Source organism: Shimazuella sp. NTD248, from assembly GCF_059510395.1.
The window spans coordinates 41490-61127 of sequence record NZ_JCAJZT010000002.1 but is presented as its reverse complement, the minus strand read 5'-3'; the positions used below and the strand labels follow the sequence as shown (position 1 = coordinate 61127).

General features: G+C 37.2%; 21 protein-coding genes and 1 tRNA gene. 15 read left to right on the top strand and 7 right to left on the bottom strand.

The features are described 5' to 3' along the window. Positions 1–154: 154 nt before the first annotated feature. The 11 genes from spoIVA to ndk all read left to right on the top strand — a co-directional run bounded on the left by spoIVA (position 155) and on the right by ndk (position 7974). Entirely contained in the window at positions 155–1633 is a 1479-nt protein-coding gene (gene spoIVA, locus AC5WOE_RS04845) for a stage IV sporulation protein A (RefSeq protein WP_496049824.1), read from the top strand. Between the two features lie 154 nt (positions 1634–1787). Next, entirely contained in the window at positions 1788–2063 is a 276-nt protein-coding gene (locus tag AC5WOE_RS04840) for an HU family DNA-binding protein (RefSeq protein WP_240876962.1), read from the top strand. Positions 2064–2161: 98 nt separating this feature from the next. Continuing rightward, entirely contained in the window at positions 2162–2716 is a 555-nt protein-coding gene (gene folE, locus AC5WOE_RS04835) for a GTP cyclohydrolase I FolE (protein WP_496049825.1), read from the top strand. A 131-nt stretch (positions 2717–2847) separates the two neighbouring features. Beyond that, a tRNA-Pro gene (locus tag AC5WOE_RS04830) sits at positions 2848–2924 on the top strand. 60 nt (positions 2925–2984) lie between these two features. After that, positions 2985–3203: a trp RNA-binding attenuation protein MtrB gene (gene mtrB, locus AC5WOE_RS04825; protein ID WP_496049826.1), complete on the top strand. Its 219-nt coding sequence runs from the start codon at positions 2985–2987 to the stop codon at positions 3201–3203. Positions 3204–3344: 141 nt separating this feature from the next. Further along, positions 3345–4001, top strand: a complete 657-nt coding sequence (locus tag AC5WOE_RS04820; RefSeq protein WP_496049827.1) for a heptaprenyl diphosphate synthase component 1 — start codon at positions 3345–3347, stop codon at positions 3999–4001. Next, positions 3998–4729, top strand: a complete 732-nt coding sequence (locus AC5WOE_RS04815) for a demethylmenaquinone methyltransferase (RefSeq protein ID WP_496049828.1) — start codon at positions 3998–4000, stop codon at positions 4727–4729. The genes AC5WOE_RS04820 and AC5WOE_RS04815 overlap by 4 nt, the downstream gene beginning before the upstream one ends. A 15-nt stretch (positions 4730–4744) precedes the next feature. Next, the gene (locus AC5WOE_RS04810) at positions 4745–5611 is read left to right on the top strand and encodes a UbiA-like polyprenyltransferase (RefSeq protein ID WP_496052060.1); all 867 of its coding nucleotides are present in this window, start codon (positions 4745–4747) and stop codon (positions 5609–5611) included. Between the two features lie 14 nt (positions 5612–5625). Further along, positions 5626–6462: a menaquinone biosynthesis protein gene (locus tag AC5WOE_RS04805; protein WP_496049830.1), complete on the top strand. Its 837-nt coding sequence runs from the start codon at positions 5626–5628 to the stop codon at positions 6460–6462. A gap of 18 nt (positions 6463–6480) precedes the next feature. Continuing rightward, entirely contained in the window at positions 6481–7455 is a 975-nt protein-coding gene (locus tag AC5WOE_RS04800) for a polyprenyl synthetase family protein (protein ID WP_496052059.1), read from the top strand. A 75-nt stretch (positions 7456–7530) separates the two neighbouring features. Then, complete coding sequence (gene ndk, locus AC5WOE_RS04795; RefSeq protein ID WP_496052058.1) at positions 7531–7974, top strand: nucleoside-diphosphate kinase; 444 nt, start codon at positions 7531–7533, stop codon at positions 7972–7974. Positions 7975–8161: 187 nt separating this feature from the next. Here the strand turns inward: ndk and AC5WOE_RS04790 are convergent, their stop codons facing one another. Continuing rightward, positions 8162–8776 (bottom strand): PH domain-containing protein, encoded by a 615-nt coding sequence (locus AC5WOE_RS04790; protein WP_496052057.1) that lies wholly within the window; start codon positions 8774–8776, stop codon positions 8162–8164. A gap of 367 nt (positions 8777–9143) precedes the next feature. On the opposite strand from AC5WOE_RS04790, the gene AC5WOE_RS04785 reads away from it, so the two are divergent. Next, on the top strand, positions 9144–10049 hold the full coding sequence (locus AC5WOE_RS04785) for an N-acetylglucosamine kinase (protein WP_496049834.1): 906 nt from the start codon (positions 9144–9146) through the stop codon (positions 10047–10049). 268 nt (positions 10050–10317) lie between these two features. Here the strand turns inward: AC5WOE_RS04785 and nagE are convergent, their stop codons facing one another. The 6 genes from nagE to AC5WOE_RS04755 form a co-directional block, all read right to left on the bottom strand. Next, a complete protein-coding gene (gene nagE / locus AC5WOE_RS04780; protein WP_496049835.1) occupies positions 10318–11766 on the bottom strand; it encodes an N-acetylglucosamine-specific PTS transporter subunit IIBC in 1449 nt (482 codons plus the stop codon). Positions 11767–11845: 79 nt separating this feature from the next. Further along, the gene (gene ptsP / locus AC5WOE_RS04775; protein ID WP_496052056.1) at positions 11846–13558 is read right to left on the bottom strand and encodes a phosphoenolpyruvate--protein phosphotransferase; all 1713 of its coding nucleotides are present in this window, start codon (positions 13556–13558) and stop codon (positions 11846–11848) included. Between the two features lie 25 nt (positions 13559–13583). Then, positions 13584–14339 carry a glucosamine-6-phosphate deaminase gene (gene nagB, locus AC5WOE_RS04770; RefSeq protein ID WP_496052055.1) on the bottom strand — a complete coding sequence of 252 codons (756 nt, stop codon included), beginning with the start codon at positions 14337–14339 and terminating at the stop codon, positions 13584–13586. Next, complete coding sequence (gene nagA, locus AC5WOE_RS04765; protein WP_496049838.1) at positions 14336–15514, bottom strand: N-acetylglucosamine-6-phosphate deacetylase; 1179 nt, start codon at positions 15512–15514, stop codon at positions 14336–14338. The genes nagB and nagA overlap by 4 nt, the downstream gene beginning before the upstream one ends. A 15-nt stretch (positions 15515–15529) precedes the next feature. Next, entirely contained in the window at positions 15530–15664 is a 135-nt protein-coding gene (locus tag AC5WOE_RS04760; protein ID WP_496052054.1) for a hypothetical protein, read from the bottom strand. 152 nt (positions 15665–15816) lie between these two features. After that, a complete protein-coding gene (locus AC5WOE_RS04755) occupies positions 15817–16677 on the bottom strand; it encodes a PRD domain-containing protein (RefSeq protein ID WP_496052053.1) in 861 nt (286 codons plus the stop codon). A 404-nt stretch (positions 16678–17081) separates the two neighbouring features. On the opposite strand from AC5WOE_RS04755, the gene AC5WOE_RS04750 reads away from it, so the two are divergent. The 3 genes from AC5WOE_RS04750 to AC5WOE_RS04740 all read left to right on the top strand — a co-directional run bounded on the left by AC5WOE_RS04750 (position 17082) and on the right by AC5WOE_RS04740 (position 19601). Then, a complete protein-coding gene (locus tag AC5WOE_RS04750; RefSeq protein ID WP_496049841.1) occupies positions 17082–17519 on the top strand; it encodes a MarR family winged helix-turn-helix transcriptional regulator in 438 nt (145 codons plus the stop codon). 42 nt (positions 17520–17561) lie between these two features. Further along, positions 17562–19145 carry a DHA2 family efflux MFS transporter permease subunit gene (locus tag AC5WOE_RS04745; RefSeq protein WP_496049969.1) on the top strand — a complete coding sequence of 528 codons (1584 nt, stop codon included), beginning with the start codon at positions 17562–17564 and terminating at the stop codon, positions 19143–19145. A gap of 93 nt (positions 19146–19238) precedes the next feature. Beyond that, positions 19239–19601 (top strand): VOC family protein, encoded by a 363-nt coding sequence (locus tag AC5WOE_RS04740; RefSeq protein WP_496049842.1) that lies wholly within the window; start codon positions 19239–19241, stop codon positions 19599–19601. The last annotated feature ends 37 nt before the right edge of the window (positions 19602–19638 follow it).

Here is a 19638-nt window from a genome sequence, read left to right as displayed (position 1 = left end):
TAAATGACCTCAGGTAAATTAAAGAAAAAGTGCATTGTCATATTAAGAGAATGAGCTCATATATTAGTAGCGTATAGTGTAAACCGGAGGGGAGGGATAGCCTTCAAACCGGCAATAAACCCAGCAAAGCATGAACCTTTGAGGAGGGTAATGGATGGAAAAAGTAGATATCTTAAAAGATATTGCAGAACGCACAGGTGGAGACATCTACTTGGGGGTAGTAGGTGCAGTTAGAACTGGGAAGTCAACTTTTATAAAACGTTTTATGGAGCAAGTTGTTATTCCTAATATCGCAGATTCCTCTGAGAGAACAAGAGCAATTGATGAGCTGCCACACAGTGGGGCAGGGAAAACAATTACCACCATCGAACCAAAATTTGTACCAAATCAAGCAATAAACGTATTGGTGGATGAAGGATTAGATGTCAATGTTCGTTTAGTTGACTGTGTTGGATATGCAATCGAAGGCGCAAAAGGTTATGAAGATGAAAATGGACCAAGAATGATTAATACTCCATGGTTTGAAGAACCTATTGCGTTTCAAGAAGCTGCTGAAGTAGGAACCAGGAAAGTTATCCAAGAACATTCTACACTTGGTATTGTGGTTACAACAGATGGTAGTATTACGGATATACCAAGAAGTTCTTATGAAGAAATGGAAGAACGTGTGGTAGAAGAATTGAAAGAAGTTGGAAAACCTTTTATCATGATCCTAAATTCTGCCCACCCTCAGAGTGAAGAGACGGAGCAACTGCGTCTATCTCTTGTGGAAAAGTATGATATCCCAGTAGTAGCCGCAAGTGTTGCTACGATGAGTGAGGAAGAAATCTTAGGTGTTCTTCGTGAAGTATTATTTGAGTTCCCTGTACATGAAGTCAATGTGAATCTCCCTAGTTGGGTAATGGTGTTGGAAGATAAACATTGGTTACGACAAGAGTTTGAGGTTTCTGTCCGAGAGACAGTTAAAGATATACGAAGACTCCGTGATGTAGATCGGGTAGTTGGTAAATTTTATGAATATGAGTTTATTGATAAGGCAGCACTTTCTGGCATGCACATGGGTCAGGGAGTAGCGGAAATTGATTTGTATGCACCAGATGAATTGTATGATCGTGTATTGACAGAAGTAGTAGGCGAAGAGATAAGAGGACGTGACCACCTGCTACAATTGATGCAAGATTTTTCTATTGCTAAGCGTGAGTATGATAAAATTTCTGAAGCTTTACAGATGGTCAAAACAACAGGTTATGGTGTAGCAGCACCTACTTTGGAAGAGATGAGTTTAGATGAGCCGGAGTTGATCAAACAAGGATCTCGCTTTGGGGTCCGTTTAAAAGCAACAGCACCTTCGATTCATATGATTCGAGTAAATGTAAATTCGGAGTTTGCTCCAATTATAGGAACTGAACGACAATCAGAAGAGTTAGTAAACTATTTGATGAGAGATTTTGAGCAAGATCCGCTTCGTATTTGGGAATCTGATATTTTTGGACGTTCTCTTAACTCCATTGTGAGAGAAGGGATTCAAGCGAAATTATCTATGATGCCGGAAAATGCCAGATTTAAGCTACAAGAGACACTTGAGAGGATTATAAATGAAGGGTCAGGCGGACTGATTGCCATCATATTATAAGAAAAAGGTCGATAGTTTGAAACTATCGACCTTATTTTTTAGGAAAAATCATTTATAGTACTTGAACTACGGTCATTGCTTGTATTAGTATAGATGTGTCCCACGTATTGTCCCTTTACTGTGACAATAGGTGATTTGTACAGGAGGTGCGGTTATGAACAAAACCGATCTAATCAACAAAGTAGCAGAAGCTACAGAAACAACTAAAAAAGAAGCTACACAATCAGTAGAAGCAGTATTATCTGTAATCTCTGAGGCACTAGGTGCTGGAGAAAAAGTTCAACTGATCGGGTTTGGAAATTTTGAAGTCCGTGAGCGTGCTGCACGTAAAGGACGTAATCCGCAAACCGGTGAAGAAATTGATATCCCTGCAATGAAAGTTCCTGCTTTCAAACCAGGTAAACAATTGAAAGAAGAAGTAAACAAATAATATACTTCTTTTTTCTATCCATCGGATGGGACTACATATAAACACAAGGGGACCCTTTTCTTGGGTCTTTTTGTGTATATTAAGAAGGGATTTTATAGATGGATAAACCGAAATTAGAACAAGCGATCAAACTAATACTAGAAGCAATAGGCGAAGACCCAAATAGAGAAGGTTTGCTAGAAACACCTAGTCGTGTTGCAAGTATGTATGAAGAAGTGTTTGCAGGCCTTACGGAAAATCCAGAAGAACTTTTTTCTGTTGTTTTTAGTGAAGAACATGAAGAGTTAGTTTTAGTAAAAGATATACCTTTTTATTCTATATGCGAACATCATTTGATTCCTTTTTTTGGACATGCTCATGTTGCTTATATTCCAAAAAGTGGCCGCGTGACTGGGTTGAGTAAATTAGCTCGGGCAGTAGAGATTTTATCCAAACGACCCCAGTTGCAAGAACGGATTACAGCGACTGTTGCTGATGCAATCATGTCTAAATTAGAACCACATGGTGTGATGATTATGATTGAAGCAGAACATATGTGTATGACGATGAGGGGTGTAAAAAAACCAGGTACAAAAACAATTACAACAGCTGTTAGAGGCGTATTTGCAGAGTCTGCTGAAAAGCGCGCAGAAGTATTAGCGATGATTCGCTAGCTTTTATTAATGAAGACCACAGTTTTATAACAATTTTAATTTTCAAACAGGTTTTCTTTTCTCTCTTGACACAAGGATATGCTCGTTATAAAATGATATCTGTTCTCTTAGAATTAAGAAATCATGTATAACGGGCTATGGCGCAGCTTGGTAGCGCGCTTGCATGGGGCGCAAGAGGTCGTCAGTTCGAATCTGGCTAGCCCGACCAAAAAAATCCCTTCCCTTATCGGGAGGGTTTTTTTTACCCAGCGTTGGGAGGGTTTGAAAAATGGGAAATCAAGTAGACTATTTTGTTATAAAAGCGAAAGAAAATGGTGTGAACGTCATTGGTCTTACACGAGGAAAGGACACCCGTTTTCATCACTCAGAAAAGTTGGACAAAGGTGAAGTGATGATTGCGCAATTTACAGAACATACATCTGCTGTGAAAATTCGTGGAAAAGCTGAGATTATCACCTCATTTGGAGTTGTAGATACAAATGAATAAGAAGGTTTTATGGCCGGGGTAATATACTCTGGCTATTTTTATGTAATCAACTTGATGGATTTACAAATTTGTGACAAATGCTTTTTGGTAATGAATTATGGTATACTATCGTGGATATAGCAAATATAGGAGGACGCTTTAATGACGTCCATACATAAAACGCAAGAGGAGATTATTCTTCGTCTGAATCAACTAACAGGCCACTCTTATTTATTGGAGAAATGTGGAAAGCCTAAAATACCGGAATTATTTATAAAAATTCTTCAACTTATGTTAACATCTATCCAAGAAAAACCCCAGCGTATCATTTCATATTGCGTTTCTACAGCATTGTTGCGTATGGGGCTCGTTGTACATGAACAAGTGTCCTTGGAAGATGAAAAGGATGTAGAAGTATTTCAAAAGAAGCAGTTATCCATATTAGCTGGGGACTATTATAGTAGTTTATTTTATAAGACACTTGCTCATCACAATGAAATAGAAGGAATGCAAGTACTATCTAAAACAGCTAGTCAGATTTGTGAGGCAAATATGCAACATCATATCGATGGTACCTTTGATCCATTTAAACAGGAAGATTGGACAGGCCATCAACTGCTTACGGCTCTTGCCGATTTTTTTCATGTTCACAGGCAGGTAGAATGGTGTTCACTCTTTTCTTACTACCTTCATTTGGACCATCATCGGGCTCCAAAGATTCAGCGAGCAACCTTTTTAAAATGTATGGAGTCTATTGAGCCAGAGAGTGTCCAATCTGTCCTATATCAGATGTTGTTGGATAAGGAGGCAATTCATTGAAGGATACAAAGGTAGTCCCTCTCCAAGGTACAGAAAAAGAAAAATATGTTCATCAAGTTTTTGAAGATATCGCAGAAAATTATGATCGAATGAATAGTATCCTAAGTTTTCGCCGTCATCGCGCATGGAGAAAATTTGCGATGAAAAAAATGAATGTAGGTGAGGGAGATTCAGCTATCGATGTATGCTGTGGAACGTGTGATTGGACAATTGCACTAGCCAAGGCCTCTAAAACAGGAAGTATCATTGGGCTGGATTTTAGTTCTAAAATGCTGGAAATGGGATTGTCTAAGTTAGAAAAAGAAGGAATACAAGACAATGTTAATCTTATAGAAGGTAATGCATTAGAATTGCCATATCCAGACAACACATTTGACTTTGCTACGATTGGGTTTGCTTTGCGAAATGTTCCTGATGTAGTAAAAGTTTTACAAGAAATGAAGCGAGTGGTCAAACCAGGAGGAAAAGTGGTCTCTCTTGAGTTGTCGAAGCCGACTTGGAAACCATTTCGTGCTCTTTATTTCTTTTATTTTGGTCGTATTCTACCTCTATTGGGCAAACTATTTGTTAATCGTTATGAGCAATACAAATGGCTGCCTACATCACTTTTATCTTTTCCTGATTATAAAGAGTTAGAAAAAATGATGAAGGAAGAGGTTGGATTTTCTGATGTAGAGGTGTATCCTTTATCAGGGGGCATTACTGCTCTACACATAGGCTACAAATAGAAGAAGGTAATCATCATGGTAAAAAAACTAAAATTGGTCCTAGACATGATCAAGTTTGAGCATTCTATTTTTGCGCTTCCATTTGCCTATCTGGGAGCTGTTTTAGGAAGCCTAGAGGTAAATGGACATTTTCCTTCATGGATGCAAATCTTTTGGATTACAATCGCAATGATAGGTGCTAGAAGTGCAGCGATGGCATTAAATCGAATCATTGATCGCCAAATTGATGCAAAAAACCCAAGAACCTCAAACAGGCACATTCCAAAGGGGCTAATTCCTGTTTCCTTTGCTTGGGGATTTGTGATCGTTTCCTTTCTTGTATTGTTTATTGCAGCTTTCCAGTTAAACATGTTAGCTGTAGAATTGTTACCGATTGCGGTGTTTTTTTTGGTTTTTTATTCATATACAAAGCGTTTTACATGGACATGCCATTTGATACTTGGTATAGCAACAGGTCTGGGACCATTAGGTGGCTGGATTGCTACTACTGGACAGATTGATATCAAAGGAATACTGCTCTTTTTAACAGTTGCATTGTGGATAGGTGGATTTGATGTTATTTATGCCTGTCAAGATGTAGAGTTTGATAAAAAAGAGGGGCTTCACTCGATTCCTGTTCGATTTGGAATTAAAAGAGGATTGCAGATTTCATCCTTAATGCATATCGGAACTGCTCTTGGATTATTTGGGCTTCTTTGGATGACGGATCTCGGAGTTTATTTTGGTTTAGGAGTTATTGTCGCATTGCTCATTCTTCTCTATGAACACTCTATCGTCTCGCATGATGACCTTTCCCGTTTGAATACTGCATTTTTTACCATGAATGGGGTTCTGAGCGTTATCGTATTTTGTTTTATGATGATAGATGTGCTATTTCGATAAAGGTGGATGTGGAAATGAAACCGATACGCATTGGGAAAATTGCATTTACAAACATTTTACCGCTATACCACTACTTTCATTTTTCAGATTTATCGGTGGAACTCATTCCTCAAGTTCCATCTCTGTTAAATCAATCCATGGCAGATGGTAGAATTGATATGGGTCCTATTTCTTCCTTTGCTTATGCTCGTGATTATCCGAAGTATATTGTCATGCCAGATATATCAATTAGTGCAAAAGGTCCAGTTGGCTCTGTTTTTTTGTTTAGCAAAAAAGATACGTTTTCAGCAGTGAAACATGGAAAAATTGCATTAACCAATACATCAGCAACTTCGATTCATTTACTCAAAATTTTATTAGAGCATTTTGCTAATGGTTCACCGAGTTATACAACCCACGAAACAAACTTAGACAAAATGATGGAGGTTGCGGATGCTGCCTTGTTAATTGGTGACGATGCCCTCCGCGCTAATTGGTCCAATACAAAATATCATGTGTATGATCTAGGTTTACAGTGGTATAAAGAAACAGGTCTACCAATGACTTATGCAATATGGGCGGTAAACCGTCGTGTGGCAGAGGAAAGACAGGAGATGCTTTCACTTATCTATCAACGATTTTTACAAGCAAAAAAACTTGGACAACAGGATCTGATTCCAGTTATTCAAGAAGCGAGGAGACAAGTAGGAGGAGAAGTAGCTGATTGGAAAAAATATTATGCTGGGCTTAATTATAATTTTGGTCCAGAAGAACAACGTGGTTTAGCTACTTACTTTCACTATGCAAAGCTTACTGGATTGATAAAAGATGAAGTGAAAATTGAGGTTTTGGATCTACCTGTACACATCTAAGCTAACAGGGTGAGGAATTTGCGACTAGCAAGTATTTATAGACATATAAAAAAAGATCTAGAAGTAGTAGAAGATTTGCTAACCCAATCAATGGATACAGATCTGCTGGAACTACGCGAATCATCTACTCATCTGCTCCGGGCTGGTGGCAAAAGAATGCGCCCGGTTTTTGTACTGTTATCAGGAAGATTTGGAACATCATTAAACAAACAACAAGTGATTGATGTAGCAGTTGCTTTGGAATTAATACATATGGCAACATTGGTGCATGATGATGTGATCGACAATGCTTCATTGCGTAGAGGTCAGGAAACGGTTAAGGCGCGTTGGGATAATCGAGTGGCAATGTATACAGGAGATTATATTATTTCTCGTGCACTTCAGATTATTTCAGATATTACTATTCCACAAGTTCATCAAGAGTTGTCGAAGTCAATATCTCTCATGTGTCGAGGAGAAATTGATCAAATTCAAGATTTATATAATCCAAATCTTATCCTCAAACAATATTTATCTCGCATTAAACGTAAAACTGCACTTTTGATGTCCGTCAGTTGTTATTTAGGTGCCTTGGTAAGTCATGCTTCTCCTAAAGTAGTACGGCATATGAAACGATACGGGTATTATGTTGGTATGTCCTTCCAATTAACCGACGATGTACTTGATTTTACTGGAGATGAAGAGACTTTAGGTAAGCCAGCTGGAAGTGATTTAAAACAAGGCAATGTAACATTACCAGTAATATATGCATTGAAAAATTTACCCCTTGAAGAACGGAAAGTTATAGAAGACTTTTTATCAACAAAGGGCCAAGAGCCGCTCAACGATGATGTACTTGATCTCGTGATAAAAGCAGGCGGAAATGAATTTACATTAGATTTATCAAAACAATATTTAAACAAAGCCTTACAAGAACTAGAAAAATTACCACCTACTCATGAACAAAATTTATTAAAAATGCTAGCAGAATTTATCGTTGGTAGAAATTATTAAGCGGAAATATTGCGTTTCTGATCTATGCTTGATACAATGTGGAACGTTATCATACATACTATTGGAGGATTTTTCATGGGAAAAACTTTTATTATGATTAAGCCTGATGGAGTACAACGTGGACTGGTAGGAGAAATCGTATCTCGTTTTGAAAAGAAAGGTTTTCAACTTTTAGGTGCGAAACTAATGAGTGTTTCAAATGAATTAGCTGAAAAACATTATGCTGAGCACAAAGAACGCCCTTTCTTTGGAGAACTGGTTGATTTTATTACTTCTAGCCCAGTATTCGCCTTTGTATTAGCAGGAGATAATGTAATTGCTACAGCACGTCAAATGATGGGGACAACAAATCCTTCTGATGCGTTGCCTGGTACGATTCGTGGTGATTTTGGTATAAGTGTTGGTATGAACATCATTCATGGATCTGATTCTCCTGAAAGCGCTGAACGTGAACTCGCCCTTTGGTTTCCAGAAGCAGAGCAAGTAGAATATGAGAAAACAATCAATCGTTGGGTTTAAGTGACGAGAAATTCGTTGAAGTAGGATATAACATATTTTGGAGTTTATGATATAGAGTTTCCCTGAGATGGGATACTTTTCCACTAATATGTACAAAAGTTATCCTGTGAAGCGGAAATGAGCCAAAAGGCTCATATAATAGATTAGAAAGTTAGAAGACCAATCTGTATAGATCGGTCTTCTATTTTTAGTTATTGATATATTTTTCAAATACAAATCCAAAATCTTTCACAACATAGGTTTGTTTTTTCTCTTTAAGCCAAGTAAAGGCAAATTCGTTTAGTTCTTTAAATTGGTTAACAACATTGCTTTCTTCACTTGTAATGCGGCTGAGTGTAGTAGAGGCTATGTTCAGGCTTTGTTCGGAAAATTGTAGATAGCTAGCGTTATCTTTAGTAATTTCGGCTATTTTAATTAATGCTTTGTATAAGTCTTTGACGTCTTCCAATTGTTTTTTTTGTACGTCAATGTGGTATAATTCAGATCCTAATTTAAACTTAAGTTCCACATCTAAGTCAACAGTTCCAGCGGTTTCCAGGGAAACGTTGGAGATATGATTTTGATAATAATCATATCGATATAATGTACGTTTCTTGCTCACTGCACTTGTGCCATCTAAATGAATCAGTGCCTTATTTGTAAAGCAATACTCATCCGATTTGGATTTGATGAGGAAAAATATTTTCTCTCCATCTTCGTGCATGACATAGTCATCTGAGTCTACCTTATCATAATCAGCAGGTTTTATTACTGTCCCTACATTGCTTAAACCTAACACATCTGCAGCTACTTTTCCAAACATGAAACCAAACCTTTCACAGGAGATTGAGTCTTCACGATTTTCTTTTATTACAAATAAAAGTATATCACAGGTGATGATTTTATTTCTATTGAGTAGCTCGGATGAAAGCATAGACGAAGGGATAAAAATTTCTCTTTGAGTTTTAGGTTATAATTAGGTATGCTAAATTTAGTTCTTTTTATGTAATTTTAATTAGATATATTGGAATACCAAATGAAAGAATACGTAAATAGATAAACAAGAGAAATTGCATTGCGAGACAGGATGAACCATGATAAGAAAGTATAGTAAGAAAAATTCTTGACTAAGACGATTCTTACAAGTATAAAAAAACAGGCAAGAACTTTTGCTTTCAAGAAGAGGAAGGGTGTTCGAGTTGCAATATGTGATAGGCGTTGATGGAGGCGGTACCAAAACGATAGCAGTTGCTTATGATCTAGATGGGAATGTGTTGGGAGAGGGAAGAAGTGGTTTCAGTAATGTAATGGTTAATTTTAAGGAGGCAACCAAACATATTCTCGTAGCTATTGATCAAGCTCAAGAGAACCTTAGAAAAGAGGATTGCAAATATATCTATCTAGGGATTGCAGGCAGTGAAGGAATTGAGAATAAAGATGAACTCATTCAAATCATAACAAATGAATTCCAAACTAAAATAAGTGTAGTAAACGATTCGATTATTGCTCACGCAGCAATGTTAAAAGGTGAGGATGGAATTTTAGCGATATCTGGTACAGGTGCAATTGCAGTTGGGATCAAAGGAGATAAATGTGTTTTTAGTGGGGGATGGGGACATTTACTAGGAGATGAAGGTAGTGGTTATTGGATTGTGATGGAAGCTTTTCGTCAGATGATTATGGAGACAGATGAGTCTCTACCATTATGTCAACTGAGCAGCGCATTGTTAGATGAGATGGGCTATACAGATCCACAAGATATTAAGCTATTTGCGTATAGTAGACCAAAAGCTGAGATTGCAAAGCTAAGTAAAGTAGTAACACGTTTAGCTGATACAGGAGATGCTATTGCTGGCCGAATATTGTATGATGCAGGTCAAAAACTAGGAAGTATGACATGGAATTGTTGTAGAAAATTAGGTCATGACGATCCGATTACCATTGCTCTGAGCGGGAGTATTTTTGAACATATTCCACAAGTAATGGATAGTTATAAACAATATTTATCCAGTATCATTCAAGTTCCTATCACATTGGTGCTCGATGCAGTACCAGCTACAAAGGGTGCCTATTACTTAGCCACGAAGGAAATATAGGTTTGTGATTGAATAACTAACGATAAATGTAAGATAAAAAGGGAAGCAAGATTGGAATTTGAAAAATCATTCTACAACCTAATCCTGATGGTAACGGGGTTAGGTAATGAAAGATAAACAGATTACCGGCTTAACATCCTATGTTTTAAGTTGCAGGATGTTCAAAAGCATAAAAAATACCTAAGCAAGTAGAATGCCTAGGTATTTTTCTTCAGTGCAATTGGTATGGTTTTGCTGTAGCGTAAAAAGCTCTACTAGGGTTCTTTTGTTATAATAATTTCTTTATTTTATCTTTTATTTGTTCAGATTGGGTACCAAATACGATTTGTACTGCTCCTTTACCCAATTTCATGATACCTGCTGCTCCTAAGCTTCTCAATCCATCGTCATCAGTCAATTTATCATCTTTGACAACTAAGCGTAGTCGAGTGATACAAGCATCTACATCGACAATGTTTTCTTTTCCGCCCACCATAGTTAGAACTTTTGAGGCTTTATCATCCAAATTGGAAACGCTTCCAATTTCTTTGTCATTTTCCTCCATTTCATCTTCTCTACCAGGGGTCTTCAGGTTAAACTTTGTAATAATCAAACGAAATAGCAGATAATACACAACAGCAAAGATAAGTCCTATCGGAATCAAAAGTAATGGCTTTGTAGCTTTTCCATATGCTAAGAAATAGTCGATCAATCCTGCAGAGAAGCCAAATCCGATTTTAATGCCCATAGCAGTTACAATATATCCTGCAATACCAGATAAAATAGCGTGCAGTCCATAAAGTGCAGGAGCTACAAACATGAAAGCGAATTCAATTGGTTCCGTGATACCAGTCAAAAAGGCTGCTAAAGCAGAACCAATAAAGATGGATGAAATTAATTTCCTTTTTTCTGGTTTTGCAGTGTGAATAATGGCAAGTGCTGCTCCTGGAAGTGCAAACATTAAGATCGGATAAAATCCAGCCATAAACATACCAGCTGTAGGGTCTCCGGCAAAGTAGCGGTATAGATCTCCGTGAACGACTTTATGTGTGACAGGATCTGTAAAGCTGCCAATTTGGAACCAAGCAATGGAGTTTATAACATGGTGAAGGCCAAATGGGATGAGTAAACGGTTAAAGAATTGGTAAATTCCAGCGCCGATTGCTCCAAGGCTAACTACCCAGTTACCAAAAATATCAAGTGCATGTTGAACAGGTCCCCAAATCAGTCCAAAGAGTAGTGCCACAATAACCATGGTAAGGGAAGTGATGATCGGTACAAATCTTTTTCCACCAAAAAAACCCAACCAATCAGGAAGTTTAATATCATGATACCTGTTGTAGAAGTAAGCTGCTAACGCACCAGCTAGAATACCCCCTAGAACACCCATATCTAATTTTACATCATTTGCGATAAAACCAAAGGCAGTTGGTACTTTAGCTAATACATTGACTAAAATTTCATATGCCATGACAGCAGCCAAAGCAGCAACTCCATCACCTGCTAGTCCAAGTGCGATCCCGACAGCAAAAATAAGTGCGAGATTATCAAATATAGCGGACCCACCTGCTAATAAAAAAGGTGCAATGTACTGGTTTAGAAATCCTCCTACAGTAGTACCGAGATGAAAATCTTTGATGTAGTCTATCGCTCCAAATCGAAGCAAGATAGCTGCTGCTGGTAAACTTGCTACAGGTAGCATAAGAGATTTACCAATCTTTTGCAAAAATGCTAGCACTGAAGATACCTCCTTGTTTATGCATCATATATTTTCAGAAAGTAGTACCCATCAAAGACGGATACTACTTTAACTGACATTAATAAGAGGCTGTTATATATTCTAATACTTCTTTTGAAGTACCAAAACTTAGAGTCTTTTCAGCTGTTTGTTTAGCTTTATCTGTAGAAAGTTGTAACAGTTGATGCTTAACTCTAGGTAGTAGGGTGGGGGAAACACTGAATTCATCAAGACCCAAACCGAGCAATATCTCAGTCGCTTGTAAATCTCCAGCCATTTCCCCGCACATACCAGTCCAAATGTTATGGCGATGAGAGGCATCAATCACCATTTTAATCAGACGCAAAACAGCTGGATGAAAATGATCATAGAGATCTGTTATTTTCTCATTCATCCGATCTACTGCTAGCGTGTACTGAACAAGGTCATTGGTACCAATGCTAAAGAAATCAACTTCTTTCGCCAATTCATCTGCAATCAGACAAGCACTTGGAATTTCTATCATTACTCCAATTTCAATTTCAGGATCATAAGCGATATTTTCTGCTGTCAGTTGTTTTTTTGTTTCTTCTAAGATTCTTTTTACTTCTTGAATTTGTTCTAAGTGTGAGATCATAGGAAACATAATTCTTACTTTCCCATGAGCGCTCGCCCGAAGCAGTGCTCGAAGCTGGACTTGGAAAAGTTCTGGTCTGCTCAAGGAAATACGAATTGCTCGCCATCCTAGAAAAGGATTCATTTCTTCTGGTAAGTCAAAATAAGGAAGGTGTTTATCTCCGCCAATATCTAAAGTGCGAATAATAACTGGTCTATTTCCTAATTTTTTTACTACTTGGGAATATGCTTCATACTGTTCTTCTTCAGATGGAAGTGAAGTGCGATCCATAAAGAGAAATTCGCTACGAAATAGACCGATCCCCTCACCTCCTTGTTGTAGGACTTCTTCTGCATCTTGTGGTCCTTTTATATTTGCAACAAGCTCGATTTCGTTTCCGTCACGAGTTGTTGCTTTTTTATCTTTTAGCTTTGCGAGTTCTTCTTTTTCTTCTTTTTCTTCTTGTTGTTTTTCTTGGTATTTTTGAATCAATGATGATTCTGGATTAATATAAATTTCTCCAGTTGATCCATCGATAATAAGAATGTCACCAGTTTTTACTCCATTGGCCAGTTGATCGCCTACACCCATAATAGCTGGAATACCAAGAGAACGAGCAAGAATAGCAGCATGAGACGTTTTTCCGCCTTTGGCTACGATAATCGCTTCAACTCGTTCTCTAGGAAGTGTTACTGTCTCAGAAGGAGTGAGGTCATCTGATACCAAAATAAATGCTTCTTCCGTATCGATTGTTTGTTTATCGTTCTTACCTAATATGTTGGATATGAGTCTATTTGCGATATCTTTGATGTCTGTTGCTCGTTCTCTCATATATTCGTCATCCAAGGATTCAAAAAGCTGAACAAATTGATCTGCGGCCATCTGTACAGCGGAAGATACATCAATCAAATCGTTTTCAATACGGTTATTTATTTCATCTATAAATGCAGGATCTCTGAGTAATACCAAATGTGCAGACATAATAGAAGCTTGTTCTTCTCCTACTGACTCAAGTAATTGTTGGTGGAGTTCGGTAAGCTGTTCTTCTGTCTTGTCTAATGCTGTTTCTAATTTTTTTTGTTCAGAAGCTATTTGATTTTTTGTAATGCTTTTCTTTTCAGTGGTGACAGGACTATTTTGCAAAAATAAAGCTTTATTTATTGCGACACCTGATGAAACTGGAATTCCTTGTAGCATTTCTTATCCCTCTCATTTCTATTTGCTAATTTACCAAAGCAGTGGAACGATATGTTAAGTTTTTGGCCACTTCGCTACTTACAAAAACAATCACATTTTCATGTAGTTGCAGAATGGAAGCTGGAATGTTCGGGTCAATCACTCCAGAAAACATTGCATTGAGTGCAGCAGTTTTTGTTTCATTGTTTGCAAGAAGTAAAATGGTTCTGGCTCTCATAATATTGCCGATTCCCATGGTGATAGCTTTTCGAGGAACCTCTCCTGAGCCATTAAAAAATCGAGCATTGTCGGTGATTGTTCTGCTAGTTAATTCTGTAATATGCGTTTCCAATGTCATTCTATCAGCTGGTTCGTTGAATCCAATATGCCCATTTGAACCGATTCCGAGTATTTGCAGGTCAATACGATCAATGTCTTGAAGTTGATGTTCATATTCTCGACAAGCTTTTCCAGCATCCTCAAACAAACCTTGTGGGAAATGAATGTTTGCTGCCAATATGTTAACATTGGAAAACAAATGCTGATTCATAAAGTAATAATAACTTTGGGAGTGATCACGTGGTAAACCAACATATTCGTCAAGATTAAATGTAACAACATCAGAAAAATTGACTTTTGATTCTTTATACATTTTTACAAGTTCTTGGTATAATCCTAGTGGTGTACTACCAGTAGCTAGTCCAAGAACAGCATTCGGTTTTTTTCTGATGAGCTCAACGATATGTTTTGCAGCTTGTCTGCTCAATGATTGGTAATCTTCGAAAATAGCGAGTTGTATCAAAATGGATGATCCTCCTGATAAACGAACTGTCCCTCAATCATAGTAAGTTTCACGTTAAAACCATCAGACATTACTACTATATCGGCGTCTTTTCCTATTTCTAAACTACCTTTATGGTGATCAATTCCTAATTTTTTTGCAGGTGCAGTGGAAGCCATATATACTGCATCCACAAGTGATATACCGACTGTATTTGCCATATTTTGTACAGCTTTGTTTAAAGTTAAAGTGCTGCCAGCTAGGGCTCCGTTATCTAATCGAGCAATACAGTGATGAACATTTACTTTTTGACCACCCAAATGAAAAGTGCCATCTCCCATACCCACAGCACGCATACCATCACTGATCAATAGAAGCTTTTCTCTCGATTTTAGCTCAAAGACAAGACGCACAACGCTAGGGTGAACATGGACCATATCAGCAATAATGTCACACGATGACGCATGATTGATAAGAGCGCTTCCTACTACACCAGGTTCTCGATGATGTAACTCTCTCATTGCATTAAATAGGTGTGTAAAATGAGTAGCTCCAGCATCCAAAGCTTTTTTTACTTGCTCTTCCGTTGCGTCTGAATGTCCAATTGAACAAATGATACCGTTTTTGCTTAGGATTCTAATGGCTTCTATGGCATATGGTATTTCAGGTGCAATAGTAACCACTTTGAGCTTGTCTTGTAGTAAAGTTTGGATTTGTTCCAGCTTTTCATGAGTTGGATGTAAGATGTCTTCTTCTTTCTGGGCGCCTTTTTGCTTTGGACTTATAAATGGACCTTCAAGGTGGACACCAATAAGTCTGGCATAGGGGCTTGGATATTTTTGGTATTGTAATACAGCATGAATAGCTTGAATAACTTGATCCATAGGCATTGTCATAGTCGTTGCCAAAAAACTCGTTACACCATAACTGCTTAAACTTTTAGCAATTCCATGCAAAGATTCTACTTTGCCATCCATAACATCAAAGTTAGCATTACCATGGACATGTATATCAATCAATCCTGGGATAATCCAGCCATTAGGATAGTTCAAAACATGTATATCAGAATCTTTTTGAAGATCGTAATCTGTTTGGCTTCCAACAAAGACAATTTTAGTATTTTCTACGACAACAATACCTTCGTCCATGCAGTGATGTTTGGTGATTACCTTCCCTAAAAGAGCTGTTTTACTCATAGCATTTCTCCTACTTTAGGTGAATGGATAAATATCGTTTTTTCCAGCAACGATTTCGTTATTTATAATGACGAAAGGGGAAATGGTTGGATACCCAGTTGCTTTTATGTTAAGCATATCAAAATCAATTAGTTTTTCATCTTTTTTCACTTCATCTCCAAACTTGTACATATGGAGTAAAGTTATCACCTGTCATTTTTTGAGAAAAAACAGGAGCAGGAACTTGGTCTAATGTAACCAGATTGCCTGTAAGGGGAGTGGCAATCTGGTTAATTTTTTCGATCAAAACCATTTTGAGAACATCAAAAATCTTTTTCTCTTTGGATCAAGCGATCAATGTCTATTGAAAGTAAAGTGATTTCTTCCCTATTTGGAATTATCTCCAAACGAGTTTCTATTAAACAAAATAGTCTTTTGGAATAGGAATAAGCAACCGGTAAAGTAGATTCAATACTTCCAAGTAGGGAAGAGTTTTTGTTTATAGATTCTTTTTCCCGCTCAACAGCAAAACGAAAATTTGTTACGAATTGAAGATACTCTGTACTACTTCGATCAATGGAATGTTTTTGTTCCTTTTCCACCATCTCCACAAAATCTGCTAATAAGCTAGCAAAAGTTACGGTTCGATGGACAGGTACAAAATTTAATGCTGAATGAATATGTAGAGCTAAAAATCCTATTTCACTTTCAGGTATCTCCATATCAAATGTGTTGGAAAGTAACTCTGCTGCTTGAACGGCTAATGAAAATTCTTTGTTGTACAAGGTTTTTATCTCAAATAGAAACGGATTAATAATTTTTAATCCGTTTCGCATGCGATACAAGGCGAACTGAATATGGTCTGGCAATGCTAGGTGTACATACTCATTTATATTGTCTGTAAATTCTTTAGAGATAAGTCCGATGATTTCCTCAGATATACCAAATACATCTTTATCGACTTGTGTGAGTAAGTCCCGGTATTGAGCTAAATATTGTTCATCTTCTAAGTGAAATTTTTTCTCAATGCGGACATCGTTGTGTGGGAGGTGTGTGCCTTTTTTTTGTTGAAAGCCCAGTCCTTTTCCTAGCAAGATCGTTTCTTTATTGGATGATGGGTCTGTTACTAAGACAACGTTATTGTTAAATACATGATTTACAATATATGCGGGATCTTGGTTCATCAACAACACCTTACTTTATATGTGATTTACATATAAAAAGCCAAAAAAGATCTTTGTTTTTGAAGATCTTTTTTGGCTTATGCCTGCATTACCAGTAACACGCCAATTGAAAGCGTTTTAATTTCATACTACCAATATAATCTTTAAAATTGTATTTGTAAATTATTTTGCATATGGCAATTTTTCCATGTTCATAGCAATTATCTTTAACATTTATAATATTATTTTATTATTCACTCTAGATCAACCTCGGATTAAAGTAGGAATATTTAGTTAATTATTTATAATTAAAATTGTACTCTTGTAGTGGTTGACCATAGCGTTTTAGTAGCGTATAGTTAACTATATTAAATATTAAAGATATCAATAGTTTATATGCTAGGGATAAAAAAGGAGGGAATATAGTGGAGAATAAAGAGCTTGAACATTATGTAGAGAAACTGCAACAAATTTTCTTACTTACCATGAGACGAATTAGCAAACAAACTACAGATTGTGAGCCTAAATTAACAGGACCACAGTTCTATATACTTCAATTGCTTCGTAAAAAAGGTCGTAGTACTGTTTCTAGCCTAGCGGAAGAGATGACGGTTAAACCAAGTGCCATTACAGCAATGATAGATAGGCTTTTAAAGCAAGGATATGTATTGCGAGACCGAGATGAGCAAGATCGAAGGGTCGTTTTTATCCAGATATCAGAAGAAGGAAATAAAACATTGGATGAGACACTAGAGAAAAGAAAACAAGTGCTAGTGAAATACTTGTCACATCTTGATCGAGATGAATTAGATTCGCTTGTATCCATATTTAGAAAACTTTCTCGTGTAGACTCTAAGGAGTGAGCTAGTTTGAGTCAGAATTCAGCAAGTTTGCATGTTACAGAGATAGACGAAAAAAACTCAGGTAACGGCTTATTGATCACAGGGTTAATAGTAGCTATGTTATTTGCGGCATTGGATAATACGATTGTCGGTACAGCAATGCCGAAAATTGTTGGGGAGCTTGGCGGACTAGAATTAATGACATGGCTGACTACTGCATACATGTTAACCTCTACAGCAATTGTACCGATTGCTGGGAAGTTAGCAGATTTGTTAGGTCGCAGGGTTGTTTATTTATCGGGTATTTTTATCTTTATGATTGGCTCAGCTCTTTGTGGTATAGCTTCAACCATGGATCAATTGATATTTTATCGTGCACTACAAGGTTTAGGTGGCGGAGTTATGATGCCAATGGCCATGATCATTATTGGGGATATATTTACCGGGGCCCAGCGTGCCAAATGGCAAGGTGTTTTTGGTGGCATTTTTGCTTTAGCTTCTGTTGTTGGTCCTCAAGTGGGTGGCTGGATCGTCGATTCATTAAACTGGAGTTGGGTGTTTTATATCAATCTCCCTGTCGGCCTTTTGGCTTTTATCTTTATTGCCATGGGATTAAAAAGTCATAAAGCTGAAGGACCAGTTAAATTCGATATTCTTGGGATGTTTACTATGATCGTGGGTGTTGTCAGTCTTCTACTCGCACTCACATTTGGTGGGAATGAGTACTCTTGGGGATCCTGGCAAATTATTTCTTTGTTCGCTTTAGCTGTAGTGGGATTAGTAGCGTTTGTGATAGTGGAAAATCGTGCAGAAGAACCAATTTTACCTATGCATCTATTTAAAAATAGGACCTTTACGTTATTAAATGGAATTGGATTTTTGATGTCATTAGGAATGTTCGGTGCGATCATGTTTGTTCCTCTGTTTATGCAAGGTATCATTGGGATTAGTGCTTCAGCATCGGGAACAGTCATGACACCTATGATGTTTGCAATGATTCTAGCTAGTATTTTAGCAGGACAATTGGTAAAGAAGATTGGTATCCGTATTCAAATGATCATTGGGATGGCTGTGATGTCTTTTGGTTTTTATTTATTGTCTACGATGACAATGGAAACATCAAAGCTACAAGCAATGACAGATATGGTTATTCTAGGGTTAGGTATGGGACTCATTATGCCTTTACTTACACTTGCTCTTCAGGAGTCTTTTCCTAAGTCAGAATTAGGCGTAGTAACTTCATCAAGTCAGTTTTTTCGTCAAATTGGTGGTACTTTTGGGATGACCATTTTAGGTGCAATTATGAACCATAAATCATCTACTTTATTAACGAATCAATTGGTTCCGACGTTAGACAAATTGCCACCACAGGCACATGAGCTGGTGACACATATGAAAGAGCTGGTGGCAAATAATCCACAAGGGCTATATTCGATGCTGCTCAGTTCAGAAACGATGAACAAAATTCCTCAAGCGATGCAAAATATATTTGTACCTATTTTAAAGGGTACTTTAGTGGATTCTCTTCATTTGGTCTTTATTGTTGGATTGATTTTTGTTATTGCAGGCTTGGTATTTGCCCCATTTCTAAAAAATATAAAAATTTCGGATGATAAAGAACCGACAGAAGAGAAGAAGGCATCCTAATCTAAACTCCATATCAAATGGAGTTTTTTTATGGATATTTGGCTATTGGAACGGAAATCTTATACTTAGTATATAAGTATAGGGGTTTTTAACATGTTAACAAACATAGCCACCGTTGCCGTTTATGTAAATAATCAAGAGGCAGCGGAGCACTTTTGGATAGAACAGATGGGATTTGTTCAAAAAGAGAAAAAGCAAATGGGATCAGATAGTTATTGGCTGGAAGTTGCCCCTGAAAAAGCTCTAACTCATCTCGTGATTTATCCAAAATCCATGATGGCTAGCGCAGATGAACATAAAGCATCCATCGTTTTTGTGTGTGATAATGTAGAACAAACTTATCGACATCTTATGGAAAAAGGTGTTAATTTTTCAGGAGAACCACAAAAAATGCAATGGGGTACTTTTGTGCAGTTTCAAGATAATGAAGGTAATGATTATTTATTAAAAAGTTAAGTCAAAGAAATCAGAAGGGAAGAACGTTTCCTTTCTG

What these genes read in the sequence shown, in the direction of transcription:
- AC5WOE_RS04820 (WP_496049827.1), top strand. Translation starts at nt 3,345, where the DNA reads ATGACGTCCATACATAAAACGCAAGAGGAGATTATTCTTCGTCTGAAT.
- ptsP (WP_496052056.1), bottom strand. Translation starts at nt 13,558, where the DNA reads ATGCTACAAGGAATTCCAGTTTCATCAGGTGTCGCAATAAATAAAGCT.
- AC5WOE_RS04810 (WP_496052060.1), top strand. Translation starts at nt 4,745, where the DNA reads ATGGTAAAAAAACTAAAATTGGTCCTAGACATGATCAAGTTTGAGCAT.
- folE (WP_496049825.1), top strand. Translation starts at nt 2,162, where the DNA reads ATGGATAAACCGAAATTAGAACAAGCGATCAAACTAATACTAGAAGCA.
- AC5WOE_RS04840 (WP_240876962.1), top strand. Translation starts at nt 1,788, where the DNA reads ATGAACAAAACCGATCTAATCAACAAAGTAGCAGAAGCTACAGAAACA.
- AC5WOE_RS04805 (WP_496049830.1), top strand. Translation starts at nt 5,626, where the DNA reads ATGAAACCGATACGCATTGGGAAAATTGCATTTACAAACATTTTACCG.
- AC5WOE_RS04740 (WP_496049842.1), top strand. Translation starts at nt 19,239, where the DNA reads ATGTTAACAAACATAGCCACCGTTGCCGTTTATGTAAATAATCAAGAG.
- mtrB (WP_496049826.1), top strand. Translation starts at nt 2,985, where the DNA reads ATGGGAAATCAAGTAGACTATTTTGTTATAAAAGCGAAAGAAAATGGT.
- ndk (WP_496052058.1), top strand. Translation starts at nt 7,531, where the DNA reads ATGGGAAAAACTTTTATTATGATTAAGCCTGATGGAGTACAACGTGGA.
- AC5WOE_RS04790 (WP_496052057.1), bottom strand. Translation starts at nt 8,776, where the DNA reads ATGTTTGGAAAAGTAGCTGCAGATGTGTTAGGTTTAAGCAATGTAGGG.
- nagA (WP_496049838.1), bottom strand. Translation starts at nt 15,514, where the DNA reads ATGAGTAAAACAGCTCTTTTAGGGAAGGTAATCACCAAACATCACTGC.
- AC5WOE_RS04755 (WP_496052053.1), bottom strand. Translation starts at nt 16,677, where the DNA reads ATGAACCAAGATCCCGCATATATTGTAAATCATGTATTTAACAATAAC.
- spoIVA (WP_496049824.1), top strand. Translation starts at nt 155, where the DNA reads ATGGAAAAAGTAGATATCTTAAAAGATATTGCAGAACGCACAGGTGGA.